A 15,843-nucleotide genomic window follows, 5' to 3' on the forward strand; every position below is an offset into this window, starting at 1 on the left:
TTGTTAATGTGGCCGCCTTGTATAATACCAATTGCATTAAGTAAGTGCTCTTGTTGTGCGTAGAGAAAATCAGCTAAAACAAGGCGCTCGATTGACTAATAGCTGGCTATTAGGATTGAGAGCAACGCCATTTTAGTTAATTTTAACAAGTACAAGTGGGCAAATATTTAATGCAATTGGTATAATAGGCGCAGTAATGCTCTTAGCAGGGCCCTCTGCGCACGACTCCCGCCATTTAGTCATAACTGTAATGATTATACTCATTTATCCAATAGGTATATTTATATTGCTGTGGATATTCGCGCGAGATTTTTGGGGAATAACACCTATCATTCCCCTAGTTGCTTGTTCCATTCCAGTCTTTATCAGTCTAAGGAGTTTTAACTATCCAACGATACTAATTAACGTCTTCAAACAATCTAAAACTGATAACTAATGGTCAAACCGCCTGCAGCACGCTCTTCTTTACTATGAGAGGCTTTACCGTACCCAGCTTCAAGACGAAAGCGCCAACCAGGGTGATTAATACCCTTAAAATAATAACTGTAAGAAAGACCTGCACCATTTAAAGTTTCATCATCAAAAATAATTTTCAGAGTACACGCGAGAACATTCCCGATTGCTTCTCCGACATCAGTATGGTCGTCTCTAACTTTACAATCGTCGCCGTTATATATTCCTACAGCGCCAACGAATCCACCAAAAGCGTGATTTAGATTATCACCATATCCTTGTTCAAATCCTGCTGAAAAACCATCATCTAACGCCATTTTATAATTAGCGAACCAACGCTGTGATTTATCATCTGTCGCCATTGCCCCTTCTAATGTTACGAAATATGGATAACCAGCTCCTACTGAAAACCCAAACTCGTTGGCGGTTGCAGAATTCGACGTTAATAATGCTAATGCTGAAAATGCCAAACCTGTCGCGATTTTTCTCATGATAGATCCTTGCTTAAATAAAAAGATTTTTACATTACTATTCATTAGCGATAAGTACAATAGAACAACACAATTTGAAACAGTTTAGTTTTTAGCCGCTAATGATTAATAATCCTTTGATCTAAGTCAGTACACTTACATTAGATATGCCTAATATATAGTTTAAGTAATCCCACTGGACAAGCTAATGACTGACAAAAGACGTATCAGAATTTTGCAAATTATCATGATTATTGGTATTGGATTGATATTGTTAGGGCATTACTTTATTAGTTATGCGAACTTGCCGCAGAAGATGGGTGTTAGCGGTATTATCATCAGTGCTATGTGTGTTGCACTAGGAATTATTTGCTCCTTACCGACCAAGATCTATTTAACCATTCTTCTTATGCGCCAAGAAAAAGAATCAGAACATTAGTTATTTTTTTGGTTTAGTAAGATCAGCCCCTTATCTAGCAAGTCGCCTAATAATTATTTAAGTGATCTTGTTGTGCTTAGGAAAAATTAATACCAATTGCATTAAGTAAGTGCTCTTGTTGTGCGTAGAGAAAATCAGCTAAAACAAGGCGCTCGATTGACTAATAGCTGGCTATTAGGATTGAGAGCAACGCCATTTTAGTTAATTTTAACAAGTACAAGTGGGCAAATATTTAATGCAATTGATATTACTCAATATAGTTGAAAAGCCATTACTGTGCGAGCCTTGAGTTAAATTCAGGCACAAAAAAAGCGCCCTAAGGCGCTTTTTTAAATCATTAACTAAAAGGCTTAACCTTTCTTACGAACCATTTCTAGTACGCGTAATTGAGCTACTGCATTAGCTAATTGCTTAGCTGCTTCCGCGTAGTCCATATCACCAGAGTGATTGTTAATGTTTTCTTCAGCAAGACGCTTAGCTTCAACAGCTGCTTCTTCATCAAGATCACCGCCACGGATAGCAACATCAGCAAGGATGTTAACTAGCGATGGTTGAATCTCAAGAATACCGCCAGAAAGGAAGATAATTTCTTCCTCTCCGTTCTGTTTTACTAGGCGAACCATGCCGGGCTTAATGCTTGTTAGTAATGGCGCGTGACCAGGCATAATACCTAGTTCACCAGCGTCACCTGAAACCTGTAAAGATTCCACACGGCCAGAGAAAATTTGCTCTTCCGCGCTAACAACATCAAGATGTACAGTCATAGCAGCCATAGTTGTCTCCTAAGCGATTAAAGCTTGTTTGCTTTCTCGATTGCTTCGTCGATGCTACCAACCATGTAGAACGCTTGTTCTGGTAGGTCGTCGTATTCGCCAGCTAAAATGCCTTTGAATCCTGCGATAGTATCTTTAAGTGCTACGTATTTACCTGGCGCACCAGTGAATACTTCAGCAACGAAGAACGGTTGAGATAAGAAACGTTCAATCTTACGAGCACGAGTTACGGTTTGCTTATCTTCTTCAGATAGCTCATCCATACCTAGGATCGCAATGATGTCTTTAAGCTCTTTATAACGTTGCAACGTGTTTTGAACGTCTTGTGCAATATCATAATGCTCTTGACCAACAACTAATGGATCAAGTTGACGAGACGTTGAATCTAGTGGATCGATTGCAGGGTAAATACCACGCGAAGCGATGTCACGAGACAGTACAACTGTCGCATCTAAGTGAGCAAAGGTTGTTGCTGGAGATGGATCCGTTAAATCATCCGCAGGTACGTATACCGCTTGGATAGAAGTAATCGAACCTTTCTTAGTTGAAGTAATACGCTCTTGTAATACACCCATTTCTTCAGCAAGTGTAGGCTGGTAACCTACCGCTGATGGCATACGACCAAGAAGTGCAGATACTTCTGTTCCAGCTAGTGTATAACGGTAGATGTTATCTACGAAAAGTAGAACGTCTAGGCCGTCATCACGGAATTTCTCAGCCATAGTCAAACCAGTTAACGCTACGCGTAAACGGTTTCCTGGAGGCTCGTTCATTTGACCGTAAACTAACGATACTTTATCAAGTACGTTAGATTCGTTCATTTCGTGGTAGAAATCGTTACCCTCACGAGTACGCTCACCAACACCAGCAAATACTGAGTAACCACTGTGCTCGATCGCGATGTTACGGATCAATTCCATCATGTTTACTGTTTTACCAACACCAGCACCACCAAACAGACCGACTTTACCACCCTTAGCGAATGGACATACTAAATCGATTACTTTGATACCAGTTTCTAACAGATCGTTAGAGTTAGCTTGCTCTTCGTAGCTTGGCGCTTCACGGTGGATTTCCCAACGCTCTTCTTCACCAATAGGACCCGCTTCATCGATTGGGTTACCTAAAACATCCATAATACGGCCAAGGGTTTGTTTACCCACTGGAACCTTAATTGGATACTGTGTGTTTTCTACGGTTAGGCCACGACGTAAACCGTCAGATGAACCCATAGCGATAGTACGAACTACGCCACCGCCCAGCTGCTGCTGAACTTCTAGCACTAGGTTGTAACCTTCGTTAGTTACTTTTAGTGCGTCATATACTTTTGGTACCGACTCTTGTGGGAATTCAACATCCACAACCGCGCCGATTACCTGTACTACGTTACCTAAACTCATGATTTTTCCTCAAAGCTTATTGGTTATACGATTGCCTAAACAGCTGCTGCGCCGGCTACAATTTCACCCAATTCTTGAGTGATACTCGCCTGACGTGCTTTGTTATAAACAAGTTGTAAATCGTCGATCAAGTCTGATGCGTTGTCTGTGGCGCTTTTCATTGCCATCATACGTGCAGCCATTTCACAGGCAACATTTTCTACAACACCTTGATACACCTGAGACTCTACGTAACGCGTTAGAAGTACATCGAGTAATTCTTTCGCGTCTGGTTCGTAGAGGTAATCCCAATGATGAGATTGCTCAGTATTACCTTCTTGTTTTGGCAAAGGTAGTAGTTGATCGATTGTTGGCTCTTGAACCATAGTGTTCACAAACTTGTTGTGTACCACGTATAAACGGTCCAATTTACCTTCGTCATATGCTTTCAGCATAACTTGCACGCTACCAATAAGCTCTTGAAGTGACGGGGTATCGCCCAAACCTGAAGTTTGTGCAACAACGTCGCCGTTTCCAAAGCTATTGAAGAAGCTGATTGCTTTACTACCAATGAGTGCGAACTGTACGCTCGCGCCTTTAGTAGTCCATTCACCAGTATCTTTGGCAACTTTCTTAAACAAGTTAATGTTTAAGCCGCCACATAGGCCACGGTCACTCGAAATTACGATGTAACCAACACGCTTGACGTCACGCTCTTCCAAATAAGGATGGCGATATTCCAAGCTACCTTCTGCGATATGACCAATCACTGAGCGCATGTTTGTGGCATATGGGCGTGACGAGTGCATGCGGTCTTGTAGACGACGCATTTTACTCGCAGCAACCATTTCCATAGCGCTCGTGATCTTTTGAGTGTTTTTAACACTCGCGATCTTACTTTTTATCTCTTTTCCGCCAGCCATCTCTTCTTTCTCCAGTTAGTTAGGTGTTGTTACCAACACCTATCACCGACTTAGTAAGTCTGAGTTGCTACGAAGTTATCTAGCAGAGCTTTAAGACCAGATTCGATATCAGCGTCATAGCCGCCTTTAACGTTAATCTTAGCTAATAGCTCGCTACCTTCGCTGTTTGCGTAAGAAAGTAGAGACGCTTCAAAATCGACAACTTTGTTGATTTCAACGTCTTTCAAGTAACCTTTTTCAGCAGCAAAGATAACAACACCTTGCTCAGCAACGCTCATAGGAGCATATTGCTTTTGCTTCATTAATTCAGTTACACGTTGACCATGCTCTAATTGAGCACGAGTTGCGTCATCTAGATCAGAAGAGAACTGAGCAAATGCCGCTAATTCGCGGTATTGTGCTAGTGCAGTACGGATACCGCCAGAAAGCTTCTTGATGATCTTAGTTTGTGCAGCACCACCAACACGCGATACCGAAATACCTGGGTTAACAGCAGGACGTAAGCCTGAGTTAAATAGATCTGTCTCTAGGAAGATCTGACCATCGGTAATCGAGATTACGTTAGTAGGTACGAATGCAGAAACGTCACCTGCTTGAGTTTCGATAATCGGTAGAGCCGTTAACGAACCAGTTTTACCTTTAACTTCACCGTTAGTGAACTTTTCTACGTAATCTACGTTTACGCGAGAAGCACGCTCTAATAAGCGACTGTGAAGATAGAATACGTCACCTGGGTAAGCTTCACGGCCTGGTGGACGACGTAAAAGTAGAGAGATTTGACGGTAAGCAACAGCTTGCTTAGTCAGATCATCATATACGATTAGTGCATCTTCACCGCGGTCACGGAAGTATTCACCCATAGCACAACCTGAGTAAGGTGCTAAGAATTGTAGTGCAGCAGCTTCAGCAGCAGATGCAACAACAACGATAGTGTTTTCTAGTGCGCCGTGCTCTTCTAATTTACGAACAACGTTCGAAATTGTAGAGTTCTTCTGGCCGATAGCTACGTATACACACTTAATGCCAGAATCTTTCTGAGCAATAATTGCATCTACAGCGATAGCTGTCTTACCAGTTTGACGGTCACCGATGATTAATTCACGTTGACCACGGCCAACAGGAATCATTGTATCGATTGCTTTGATACCAGTTTGTACTGGCTCATCAACAGATTGACGGTCGATTACACCAGGAGCAATTACTTCTACTGGAGAGAAGCCATCGTTGTCGATAGCGCCTTTACCATCAATTGGCTCACCTAGTGTGTTTACAACACGACCTAGTAGACCACGGCCTACTGGTACTTCAAGGATACGTCCAGTTGATTTAACTTTTACGCCTTCAGCAAGGTCAGCGTATGGGCCCATTACAACCGCGCCTACAGAATCACGCTCAAGGTTAAGCGCGATCGCGAAGCGACTGCCAGGTAGTTCAATCATCTCGCCTTGCATCACGTCCGCTAGGCCGTTGATGCGTAAGATACCATCGCTTACAGAAACGATTGTACCTTCGTTACGAGCTTCACTAACAACTTCGAAAGATTCGATACGTTGTTTGATCAGATCACTGATCTCAGTGGAATTTAGTTGCATGCTCTAATCCCCAATTACGATTGCAGCTGATTGCCAAGACGTTCTAATTTTCCACGTACTGATCCGTCAATTAACAGATCCTCTACGCGAATAATTACGCCAGCAACCAGAGATTTATCAATACTTACGTTTAGCTTAACTTTACGTGCTAGACGCTTTTCCAGTGACGCTGCCAAGTCGGCTTGTTGTGCGTCATTAAGTTCAGTAGCAGAAGTTACATCTGCGTCTACTTGCTTGTTATATTCATCATAGAACTGTGCAAATAATACTGACACTTCAGGAAGTACCAATAAACGTTCATTTTGAGCCATTACTTTTACAAAGTTATGACCATTTTCGTTGAGTTGCTCACCGCCTAACTTGATCATCAAGTCAGCTGCGTCAGATGCCGCAGTGGTAGCTTTAAGCATTGAAACAACGGCATCTTCCGATACGATTTGACCCATAAAGGTGATCATTTCTAACCACGAGTCAACATTGTTGCTCTCAACAGCAAAATCGAATGCTGCTTTAGCATAAGGTCGAGCGATGGTAGTGAATTCAGCCATTACTCTTATCCTCTGTTATAGCTCGCCGACAAGTTTTTCAACAATGTCGTTCGCAGCAGCTTCATCGATTGAGCGCTCAAGAATTTTCTCAGCACCAGCAATTGCTAATGTAGCAACTTGTTGACGAAGATCTTCTTTAGCACGGTTACGTTCTGCTTCAACTTCTGCATAACCTGATGCGATGATTTTATCACGCTCAGTCATGGCAGCTGTTTTTGCTTCATCAACGATTTGTGCTTTACGCTTGTTTGCTGCGTCAACGATAGATGCGGCTTGTGCTTTTGCATCTTTCAATTGATCAGTAGCAGACGCTTGCGCTAGCTCTAAATCTTTGGTGGCACGTTCAGCAGAGGCCAAACCGTCAGCGATTTTCGCTTGACGTGCTTCAATTGCACTCATTAGTGGTGGCCAGATATATTTCATACAAAATATAACGAACACGATAAATGCAATCGATTGACCTAATAGGGTTGCGTTAAGATTCATAACGTCTCTCCTAATTTATTAAAAGGTTAAAAGAGATACGTTATTAACCAGCTAACATCGCGCCAAGTGGGTTGGTGAACAACATGTACATTGCGATACCAACACCGATCATTGCGATTGCATCGATAAGACCAGCAACGATGAACATTTTAACTTGTAGCATAGGAGCCATTTCTGGTTGACGCGCAGCGCCTTCCAAGAACTTGCCGCCTAAAATACCAAAGCCGATTGCTGTACCAAGTGCACCTAAACCGATAAGTAGTGCAACTGCGATTGCAGTAAATCCTAAGATAGTTTCCATTAGTTTCTCCAGATAGTTTTAAAAATTAAAAATTGTAAAAAATTTGTTTCGTACGTTGAATCAAAAGCGTTGCTCATCATGTAGGAGCCCGACAATTAAAACAATCTATACATTAATGATCTTCACAAGACATACTTAAATACACGACGGTTAACATCATGAAAATAAATGCTTGTAATAATACCACCATGATATGGAACACAGCCCACACAAAGTGTAATGGTAATTGCCACACGCCTAACAAAGCGATAAGCATAAAGATCATCTCACCAGCGTACATGTTTCCGAATAAACGTAAGCCAAGAGATACTGGTTTTGCAATTAACGCTACCAATTCCATAACTAAGTTTACAGGGATAAATGCCCAATGATTAAAAGGTTGCATAGTTAGTTCTTTAACAAAACCACCAACACCTTTCATCTTGATGCTATAAAAGATCATTAAGAAAAATACGCTGATTGACATACCCATAGTAATATTAAGGTCTGTCGTTGGAACAACACGCATATACTCAATTCCCGCCGCTTGTGATGCCATAGGCAACCAATCAACAGGGATTAAATCCATTGTATTCATTAGGATGATCCACACGAATATAGTCAATGAAAGAGGAGCAATTAACGCACTCTTACCATGGAAGGTATCTTTGACGGTACCATCAACGAATTCAACTGTCATTTCAATAAGACATTGTAACTTTCCTGGCACACCAGTTGTTGCTTTTTTTGCAACGCTTCGGAATAACCAACAGAAAAGAATACCAAGACCTACCGAAAAAAGCAGTGAATCGACATTTAACGACCAAAACCAATGATCACCAACCGTCCAATTATGGAGGTGATGAACAATGTAATCGCCAGATGTTTGAGGACCACCGGTATCAGATGCTGACATCTTCTATCCCACTTTTTTGGATTTAAAAATTAATGGTGAGAGCCAATGGAGTACTATTGCCAATGCGTATGTAACGAATAGTGGCAAATAAATCACGTCCAAAGTCTTAAACACCACCCAAAATAGCACTATCACTAAAACAAGCTTGAGTGCTTCGCCTTTAAAGAAATCACTAAGAACCTCTTTAGCAGCGCTCGCTCCGGCATTGCGAAAAGCTAATGTTGCAAAAACAAAATTTGGAAAAATGGAAATTAACCCGCCACATAGTGCCGAAAGCCCTGCCATTACACCATTTGTTAAGAAGAAAATGAGAGAGACCAACGTCACTGCCAGTGTTTGCAGACCTATCAACTTATACGCCGTTGAACGACCTTGCGATGCCAGTTTATTGACCAATTTATTTACTCCGCAACCTGCTTATTTTAGTGATGAGCCATTCTTCAAAAATAACTCAATATATCGCGCCGAAAAAAGCAAGCGGAAGTATACGTTTTCTGGCTAATATTGCAACTGAATAGCGGAGTGTTTTGACATAATAATACATAATTTGAGACTAAAGGAGGATGCTCCACTACATATTGTGTTACACATTCATGAAAATCACCAAACAAAGGCCAGATCGGATCTGTGACGGGTTAGCGTTATATATTTCAAGGAGTGAGGAAATTTTTGCGGGGCTGTCATTGAATAAAAAACAAACAATTTGATAAGTCATCAATAGCATCATTGTGAACTATTGACGACATCACCAATTAAAATAACTAATCTTGTAATTTTAGATGCGCTAACACACCTTCTAATTCATCATTCGACGTGTACGAAATAACAAGCTTGCCCTTGCCTTTTCCGTTGTCATTAATAGCAACTTTAGCACCTAAATGTTCTGTCAGGCGTTGTTGGAGATTAGCGATATTAGGATCAACTGCTTTTTCCTTTTTCTCCGGTTCACCCTTTAATGCTTTTTGCACTAAGCGCTCTGTTTCACGCACTGTTAGGCTCTTGCCAGAAACGACACGTGCGTTATCACTTTGTAACTCCCCGGTTAAACCTAGTAAAGCTCGAGCATGCCCCATGTCGATGTCGCCGCGTTCTAATAGCAGTTTAACATCGTCGTTTAATGTATTAAGACGTAAAAGGTTACTAACGGTAGTACGAGATTTACCCACCTCATCTGCGACTTGTTGGTGCGTTAATTCAAATTCGTTAATTAAACGGTCTAACGCGACTGCTTCTTCCATCGCGTTTAAATCTTCACGTTGAATATTTTCAATGAGCGCCATCGCCATCGTTGTTTGATCGTCGACTTCTTTAACCAAACAGGGAACATCGCTCAATTTCGCTAATTGAGCAGCACGCCAACGGCGCTCACCAGCAATAATTTCAAATTGATTCTTTTTGCTCAATTGACGAACGATAATTGGCTGAATAATACCTTGGGTTTTAATTGAATTTGCAAGGTCATCAAGGGCATCTTCAGACATATCTTTACGCGGTTGGTATTCGCCACGCTGTAAAAACTCAACAGGAATTTGGCGTAGTTCGCCTTCTTGCTCTTCGACAACAGGATGAACTTGTTTGTCGGCTTCAACTTGTTTGGTACGTGCGGTATTACTAGTACTTAATAAGGCATCTAAACTTTTACCTAAACCACGCTTTTTTACTGACATTTTTATTTAAACTCTATTGTTATTTTTGATGACCAGGTGTAACTATTAACCGGCCAATGGTTTTTCTGGTTCTTGTTCAGCGCGTCGTAACATTTCACCAGCAAGTGCTAAGTAAGCTTTAGAACCCGTTGATGACTTGTCGTAATACATTGCTGGCGCACCAAAACTAGGGGCTTCAGCCAAACGTACATTACGTGGGATCACTGTACGATAAACTTTATCGCCAAAATGTTGTTTAAGTTGATCTGATACATCATTTGCCAAGCGATTACGCGGATCATACATAGTGCGTAAAATGCCTTCGATCACTAAATCAGGATTCACAACTGCTGCTAATTTACTAATGGTATCAACCAGTGCCGTTAAGCCTTCCAATGCAAAATATTCACACTGCATCGGTACTAATACACTATCAGCCGCAGACATTGCGTTGATAGTTAATAAGTTTAATGCAGGAGGACAATCGATGAATATGAAATCATAGTCGTCCTTAACTGGCGCTAAACCATTTTTAAGACGCATTTCACGGGCAAAAAATTCAATCAACTTAATTTCTGCGGCAGTCACATCAGCGTTTGCTGCCACTAAGTCATAATGACCAGACGTATCTTTTACGATGACATCTTCAATTGGCATCTCATCAACTAATAAATCATAGGCCGTGGTTGGCACTTCATATTTGTCAACGCCGCTACCCATAGTGGCATTTCCTTGGGGATCTAAGTCAATCAATAAAACTTTACGGCGCGTTGCAGCCAAAGAGGCGGCAAGGTTTACGGCTGTTGTTGTTTTACCAACACCACCTTTTTGATTTGCTACTGCAATAATTCTTGCCACAAGCTGTTCCTTTATTGTTGAGAAGTTATTGTCTTATGCATGCTTAATTACGACTAAATGGCGCTCACCGTCTAATTCAGGAACCACTAACGGATGAATGACATCTAACGCTAATTCGGCTTTTAAGTGTGCTAATTCGGCATCAGGAATCACACCTTTCAAGGCATAAAATTTACCTTGAGAATGCGGTAAATGATGACACCAATCAAGCATGTCGTCCAGTGATGCAAACGCACGGCTAATTACGCCATCAAACCCTTGATTATCTTGAAATTCTTCTACACGTGATTGAACGGGTGTTACATTCTTTAATCCCAAATCATGAATGACTTGCTTAATAAAACGAATACGCTTGCCTAAGCTGTCCAATAAAAAGAACTCTTTATCTGGATTTAAAATGGCGAGTGGTAACCCTGGTAATCCTGGCCCTGTGCCAACATCAATAAAACGATTACCTTGTAAATGCGGTGAAACGACTACCGAGTCCATAATATGCTTAACCAGCATTTCTCGCGGATCTCTAACCGAGGTTAGGTTGTACGCTTTATTCCATTTGTTGAGCAATTCTACCAAAGACACTAATTGCGCTTGATGCGCTGGTGAAATAGTCAGATCTGTTTGATCAATTAATTGTTGTAATTGCTCTGTTAACACAATATGCGCTCACGAAATTTAAAGTGAGGCGAATTTTATAATGAATTGGCAATATAACCAAGCGCCGCGCCGTTTATCTTTGGATATTTAGACTTGCGTTGAAGTTCTGAACGAGTTTTTGATACTCGCCAGATTTCTTTAAGTTCGCTAAGCCATGCTCAAATTTACTCATCAAGCGTTTGTTTGCGGCATTTTTCTTCGAAAACATAACTGTTAGCGGCTCAATAAGCAGCGGTTTAGACGAATAATCAAGCGACTAATCAAGCGACTTTTTTTGCCGCTTTGAAAATTTACGTTGCAACATATCGTGCCCAACGGCTAGTGCGATAGGAAACGCATCAATGCGAGTACCAATAAGCTTCTTAAAGTTAATACAACTTTAGGAGAGTATATTGGCGAAGAAAAAGTGGCGTATTTTTCACGATCAGTGGTAGGTGTCCAACCAACCGAAGCATCAACTTTTCCTGCTTCAATTAATTTAAACGTTTTGCTCGAAGACATTGCTTTAAATTGAACATCGATACCTTCAAGTTCAAAAGCGCGCTTTACAATGTGATTTAACACGCCTTTATTCGGCAATGATTGAGAGATAAAAGGTTTATATTCGCTGTAAGCAATGGTGATAGATTGTGCTTGAACACTGTAACTAAATAGCCACGAAAAAGTCAGTAACCCAATGAAGATAAGTATCTGATTTTTCATGACTATCCTTATTTAAAATCCGTGAATCTATCTCCATAGTACTAGGGTCTGTTGATCTTTTGAGTTCATTTTTGCAGCAATTTGTTTGAGGTTTCTACAAGGCAGAGCCTATGTGGTGTAGCTGGCTACACGAATAGGCGATAACGCCGTAGAAATAACAAACAAATGCTGTCAGTTGGATTCATCTAAAAGGATTTTGTGCCGCGTTATTCGTCATTCACCTAGATAAACTAGGCATCAATCCTCATGCCTTGCCCAAAACCCTTTTAGATTGAACAAAATTTGAACCACAAAGATCAACAGACCCTAATATTAAATAAAAATCCAACCTTTAGAACTAACTCATTGGTTTTGCTTTTTTATAAACCATATCACGCCATAACTTCTCTAACGGACCCTGACCTTTATAGTGTTGCCACAAGTTGGCCAAAATGATTTGAATTATCGTCATAACACCAGCAACAGCCATCAAATGATGTAATAACCAGTCGCCATGGCTGTCAGCCAAAATAACTCTAAATAATAAAGCCATCGTTAATGACTGGAAGATATAGAGCGTAAATGCCATCTTGCCGCAATTTTGGAACAACATAAGCCATTGTGGTTTAGCGGTTACTATTTTAATTAAGCGTGACGACACAGCTATGATCATCATTAAACCACCAACCCAGTTTAAAGAACCACTAGTCCATAACATGTTTTGAAAATCAGTTTCAAAGATCATAATTAATTGAAAAACACTTAACGAACCGCCAACGGTGAATAGCATTAGCTCATTTTTCAAATTAGTCCCTTTGATAAAGAACCCATTTTTCATGAGCGCCATACCAATCAGCATACCACCTGCCAAGGTCCAAAATACGACAGGGAACATAAAGACTAAATTCAGACCCATCATAATGTTGTAATTAAAAAAGTTTTCAAAAGATCCAACCGGATTCATAAAGAATGGACTATTAGGATCCTGCTCCATTGCATCTGCTGGCAAGAAAGACATCCCCCAAGCGATAGCCATAAGCAATAACGCACCAACGGCAATAAAAATAATGCCACGACGCATTAAGAAGTGAGGTTCTTTTTCACTCCATTTATAAATGATGATGCCAGTTAAACCATAACTCAATAAAATATCACCGAAGAATAATGTCGATAGATGAATAAAGCCAAATAACATCAATAAACTTAAACGATGAGACATAAGCGGGTAAGGTTCAAATTTTTTAGCACGAGCACGCTCTAGAAACATCACGATACCAGCGCCAAAAAGCACACAAAAAAGAGAAATAAAGCGTTCTTTCGCCAGTAAGAACTGAAAAATAAATGCCGTTTTTTCGGTATCTGTCGCCAAGCCATCGTAATTAACATTAGGGTAAGCCTCAAACGGCATAGCAAAAGCAACAATATTCATAAAAAGAATACCTAGAATCGCAATCCCTCTCAGTAAGTCTAAACTTACTACCCTATCCATTGATGTATTCATAATTCCTCCGAAAAATACATATCAGCCCCATTCACTAATTTGGAGCTAGAAATAAAAAGGCCTGAATAAATTCAGACCCAAGGAAAATAACACAAATTTTACATAAACATCGTTAGATTTTTGAAACTATTTGTTTAAAAAGGTAATTTCGCTTATCTAGTTAGTCTTTTCGCTATCGTGATGCTCTTGCTCATTGCGCAGAAAACCAGCGGCTTGTTCTTCTTGCTGATGGCCAAGCTGACTTGAGTTATAGCGAGACGCCTCATTGACCTTTAAGATATTTTCCGCGTGTTGCAAATCAACAGTATTAGTAAATCCAGCAATATTTTCGCGATCGCGTAAGAAACCTTTAATCTCATCAACAATGCTAGTTAGCTCACTTTCATTTTTACTCATCGACATCACATAACGTGGCATTTCTACGTTTTGACTGCCTGCCGTCGCAAAGGTGCTTGTTGTTACTCGCGAGCTAACAACCCATGGCGTAATTGACGATTTAACCACAACGTTTTCACTACGCGTTGAATCATGGATAGACATCCCTGTTGAAATCTTAGATTCAGTGAAGGTACCTTCCGTTTTCATATACATTAACAATGAATCAAACTGCAATTCAGCCCAAAATACATTGGCAAAGTTTTCTAACATACGGCCTATAGTTAACACAATTTGCCACATGAATAATGTACTTAACAAGGTAAAGCCAATTGCAGCACCCGCTTCAATGATAGGCTGAAGTGTCGACACTACCGCATTTTCACTACCGCGAGTTGATGGCGGGTTAGCCATAAGGTTCTTAATAAACTCGATGGCTGTGCCAATTTGATCAGCCAAACCAAAGAAAAGAACTGACGCAACAACCAATAATACTTGGCCCATCACAGTGCTAACTAGACGTGCAGTTTTAAACGATGAATCAGCATCTACCGCTTTGAATTCTGGCTGCGTCTCCACTAATAGTTCACCCGAAAAAGAGCCCTTGCCTTGGCTTTCTTCCATTAATTTAGGATCGAACGCACGATAAGTACGATTTGGAATTTCTTTGTAACGTCGATTTGCGAGCACGATATTTTCAATGTTGATGAAAATTTCATTCGGATGAACAGACTCTTGCAAGTTTTCTCTAAACTCACTGACATCAGTCACCGGGTTAGCATTTTTAGTGCGCACAGCCACCATGTATAGCACTAATACACTGGTTAATACGCCTAATCCTAATAACAATAATAAACTTGGCCACGCCGAAAAGACATCAACGTTTTCAAACAAGCGCGCAACCGTATTATTACCCTTAAATTGCTCACTAACCGCTTGGTAAATGAAACCAATGATGACTGGGAACAGAATTGAAAACGCAATAACTTTTGCTAAGCTCGCCGCACCAGCACTTTGTAATGTTTTAACGCGATCGATACGCACCGCATTAGCAGAGCTGCGCCATGAACCAACTAAATACATTAGTAGCAATAATGAAAAAGCCGGAATAATGATGTGACCTGCTTGACCAGCAAGGCCACTAGACGACACAAAATACGTCAAACCAAAAGCAACGAAAGCAACGACGGTTGTTACTAATACCGAAACAATTTCCTGCAAAATATTACGAAATTGATACGGCAAGAAAATAAGCTTTGGAAACAATGAATGAACTAAACGCCCCATCCAGCCTTGCGGCTCAGTGAACGTAGTATTCTTGCGTCCCATTAGCATAGACTCAAGATCTGCACCTTTATAAGCTAGTGACTTAGATTTTGCTTCTAATTTGGCGTTATCAGCTTCACTCTGCGTAAAGTTATAGGCCAAAGAAGATGGTACAGAACGTCCAACAAAGAATTTAAATAGAAAATAGAGACCGCGACCCGCTCGGCGTAAACCGGCAATAAGAAGCAGCAAACCGACAATGGCATAAACCCATGCCTGTGTTAAATCTTGTTCGATAACTGAGGTTGTTTTAAAAATACTAAACAAACCTATTGCCGCTGTTACAAAACCGCCAATTGCGCGAATTACACCTTCTTGCTTGAAAGGGTTTTTTATCCCTAAACCTGAAGAGCCAAAATCAAATGCCATTGAGTTATTCCTTAGCTATAAATTATTGGAAAACATACTAAATATTTATTGCATAAAATACAGTAATCATCGGATTTAAACAATTGTACACAAGCATAAATACTGACTTTTTGTTACGAAAGATTCAGTTTCAATTCACTTTGATTCTGATCAATAAGTCATAACAATAATTGG

General features: G+C 40.5%; 17 protein-coding genes. 1 reads left to right on the top strand and 16 read right to left on the bottom strand.

All coding sequences use genetic code 11. The features are described 5' to 3' along the window. Window positions 1–419: 419 nt before the first annotated feature. Window positions 420–944, bottom strand: coding sequence for a hypothetical protein (locus ACMAZF_RS19465; RefSeq protein WP_435275358.1), 525 nt, complete (start codon window positions 942–944; stop codon window positions 420–422). Between the two features lie 187 nt (window positions 945–1,131). On the opposite strand from ACMAZF_RS19465, the gene ACMAZF_RS19470 reads away from it, so the two are divergent. Then, window positions 1,132–1,362: a hypothetical protein gene (locus ACMAZF_RS19470; RefSeq protein ID WP_435275359.1), complete on the top strand. Its 231-nt coding sequence runs from the start codon at window positions 1,132–1,134 to the stop codon at window positions 1,360–1,362. A gap of 350 nt (window positions 1,363–1,712) precedes the next feature. Here ACMAZF_RS19470 and ACMAZF_RS19475 read toward each other — a convergent pair whose 3' ends face one another. From ACMAZF_RS19475 to ACMAZF_RS19545, 15 genes are all read right to left on the bottom strand, one after another. Beyond that, window positions 1,713–2,135: a F0F1 ATP synthase subunit epsilon gene (locus tag ACMAZF_RS19475; protein WP_435275360.1), complete on the bottom strand. Its 423-nt coding sequence runs from the start codon at window positions 2,133–2,135 to the stop codon at window positions 1,713–1,715. 17 nt (window positions 2,136–2,152) lie between these two features. Further along, window positions 2,153–3,535, bottom strand: a complete 1,383-nt coding sequence (gene atpD / locus ACMAZF_RS19480) for a F0F1 ATP synthase subunit beta (RefSeq protein WP_435275361.1) — start codon at window positions 3,533–3,535, stop codon at window positions 2,153–2,155. Between the two features lie 35 nt (window positions 3,536–3,570). Continuing rightward, window positions 3,571–4,437, bottom strand: coding sequence for a F0F1 ATP synthase subunit gamma (gene atpG, locus ACMAZF_RS19485; RefSeq protein ID WP_435275362.1), 867 nt, complete (start codon window positions 4,435–4,437; stop codon window positions 3,571–3,573). 50 nt (window positions 4,438–4,487) lie between these two features. After that, window positions 4,488–6,029 (bottom strand): F0F1 ATP synthase subunit alpha, encoded by a 1,542-nt coding sequence (gene atpA, locus ACMAZF_RS19490; RefSeq protein ID WP_435275363.1) that lies wholly within the window; start codon window positions 6,027–6,029, stop codon window positions 4,488–4,490. 14 nt (window positions 6,030–6,043) lie between these two features. Further along, on the bottom strand, window positions 6,044–6,577 hold the full coding sequence (gene atpH, locus ACMAZF_RS19495; RefSeq protein WP_435275364.1) for a F0F1 ATP synthase subunit delta: 534 nt from the start codon (window positions 6,575–6,577) through the stop codon (window positions 6,044–6,046). A 15-nt stretch (window positions 6,578–6,592) separates the two neighbouring features. After that, entirely contained in the window at window positions 6,593–7,063 is a 471-nt protein-coding gene (atpF, locus tag ACMAZF_RS19500) for a F0F1 ATP synthase subunit B (RefSeq protein WP_435275365.1), read from the bottom strand. A 43-nt stretch (window positions 7,064–7,106) separates the two neighbouring features. Next, window positions 7,107–7,364 carry a F0F1 ATP synthase subunit C gene (gene atpE, locus ACMAZF_RS19505; RefSeq protein ID WP_435275366.1) on the bottom strand — a complete coding sequence of 86 codons (258 nt, stop codon included), beginning with the start codon at window positions 7,362–7,364 and terminating at the stop codon, window positions 7,107–7,109. A gap of 112 nt (window positions 7,365–7,476) precedes the next feature. After that, window positions 7,477–8,259, bottom strand: coding sequence for a F0F1 ATP synthase subunit A (gene atpB, locus ACMAZF_RS19510; protein WP_435275367.1), 783 nt, complete (start codon window positions 8,257–8,259; stop codon window positions 7,477–7,479). A 3-nt stretch (window positions 8,260–8,262) separates the two neighbouring features. Beyond that, window positions 8,263–8,655 (bottom strand): ATP synthase subunit I, encoded by a 393-nt coding sequence (locus ACMAZF_RS19515; protein ID WP_435275368.1) that lies wholly within the window; start codon window positions 8,653–8,655, stop codon window positions 8,263–8,265. Between the two features lie 365 nt (window positions 8,656–9,020). Continuing rightward, window positions 9,021–9,926 (bottom strand): ParB/RepB/Spo0J family partition protein, encoded by a 906-nt coding sequence (locus tag ACMAZF_RS19520; RefSeq protein ID WP_435275369.1) that lies wholly within the window; start codon window positions 9,924–9,926, stop codon window positions 9,021–9,023. Window positions 9,927–9,971: 45 nt separating this feature from the next. Then, a complete protein-coding gene (locus ACMAZF_RS19525) occupies window positions 9,972–10,763 on the bottom strand; it encodes a ParA family protein (protein ID WP_435275370.1) in 792 nt (263 codons plus the stop codon). A gap of 33 nt (window positions 10,764–10,796) precedes the next feature. After that, on the bottom strand, window positions 10,797–11,417 hold the full coding sequence (gene rsmG, locus ACMAZF_RS19530; RefSeq protein ID WP_435275371.1) for a 16S rRNA (guanine(527)-N(7))-methyltransferase RsmG: 621 nt from the start codon (window positions 11,415–11,417) through the stop codon (window positions 10,797–10,799). 318 nt (window positions 11,418–11,735) lie between these two features. Continuing rightward, complete coding sequence (locus ACMAZF_RS19535) at window positions 11,736–12,119, bottom strand: transporter substrate-binding domain-containing protein (RefSeq protein WP_435275372.1); 384 nt, start codon at window positions 12,117–12,119, stop codon at window positions 11,736–11,738. Window positions 12,120–12,456: 337 nt separating this feature from the next. Further along, on the bottom strand, window positions 12,457–13,599 hold the full coding sequence (locus tag ACMAZF_RS19540) for a DUF418 domain-containing protein (protein ID WP_435275373.1): 1,143 nt from the start codon (window positions 13,597–13,599) through the stop codon (window positions 12,457–12,459). Window positions 13,600–13,755: 156 nt separating this feature from the next. Continuing rightward, entirely contained in the window at window positions 13,756–15,669 is a 1,914-nt protein-coding gene (locus tag ACMAZF_RS19545; RefSeq protein ID WP_435275374.1) for a hypothetical protein, read from the bottom strand. Between the last annotated feature and the right edge of the window lie 174 nt (window positions 15,670–15,843).

Source organism: Psychrobium sp. nBUS_13 (assembly GCF_051201665.1).
Classification (GTDB): Bacteria; Pseudomonadota; Gammaproteobacteria; order Enterobacterales; family Psychrobiaceae; genus Psychrobium.

Coding starts and splice junctions, on each gene's coding strand:
- ACMAZF_RS19465 (WP_435275358.1), bottom strand. CDS start 944: ATGAGAAAAATCGCGACAGGTTTGGCATTTTCAGCATTAGCATTATTA.
- ACMAZF_RS19470 (WP_435275359.1), top strand. CDS start 1,132: ATGACTGACAAAAGACGTATCAGAATTTTGCAAATTATCATGATTATT.
- ACMAZF_RS19475 (WP_435275360.1), bottom strand. CDS start 2,135: ATGGCTGCTATGACTGTACATCTTGATGTTGTTAGCGCGGAAGAGCAA.
- atpD (WP_435275361.1), bottom strand. CDS start 3,535: ATGAGTTTAGGTAACGTAGTACAGGTAATCGGCGCGGTTGTGGATGTT.
- atpG (WP_435275362.1), bottom strand. CDS start 4,437: ATGGCTGGCGGAAAAGAGATAAAAAGTAAGATCGCGAGTGTTAAAAAC.
- atpA (WP_435275363.1), bottom strand. CDS start 6,029: ATGCAACTAAATTCCACTGAGATCAGTGATCTGATCAAACAACGTATC.
- atpH (WP_435275364.1), bottom strand. CDS start 6,577: ATGGCTGAATTCACTACCATCGCTCGACCTTATGCTAAAGCAGCATTC.
- atpF (WP_435275365.1), bottom strand. CDS start 7,063: ATGAATCTTAACGCAACCCTATTAGGTCAATCGATTGCATTTATCGTG.
- atpE (WP_435275366.1), bottom strand. CDS start 7,364: ATGGAAACTATCTTAGGATTTACTGCAATCGCAGTTGCACTACTTATC.
- atpB (WP_435275367.1), bottom strand. CDS start 8,259: ATGTCAGCATCTGATACCGGTGGTCCTCAAACATCTGGCGATTACATT.
- ACMAZF_RS19520 (WP_435275369.1), bottom strand. CDS start 9,926: ATGTCAGTAAAAAAGCGTGGTTTAGGTAAAAGTTTAGATGCCTTATTA.
- ACMAZF_RS19535 (WP_435275372.1), bottom strand. CDS start 12,119: ATGAAAAATCAGATACTTATCTTCATTGGGTTACTGACTTTTTCGTGG.
- ACMAZF_RS19540 (WP_435275373.1), bottom strand. CDS start 13,599: ATGAATACATCAATGGATAGGGTAGTAAGTTTAGACTTACTGAGAGGG.
- ACMAZF_RS19545 (WP_435275374.1), bottom strand. CDS start 15,669: ATGGCATTTGATTTTGGCTCTTCAGGTTTAGGGATAAAAAACCCTTTC.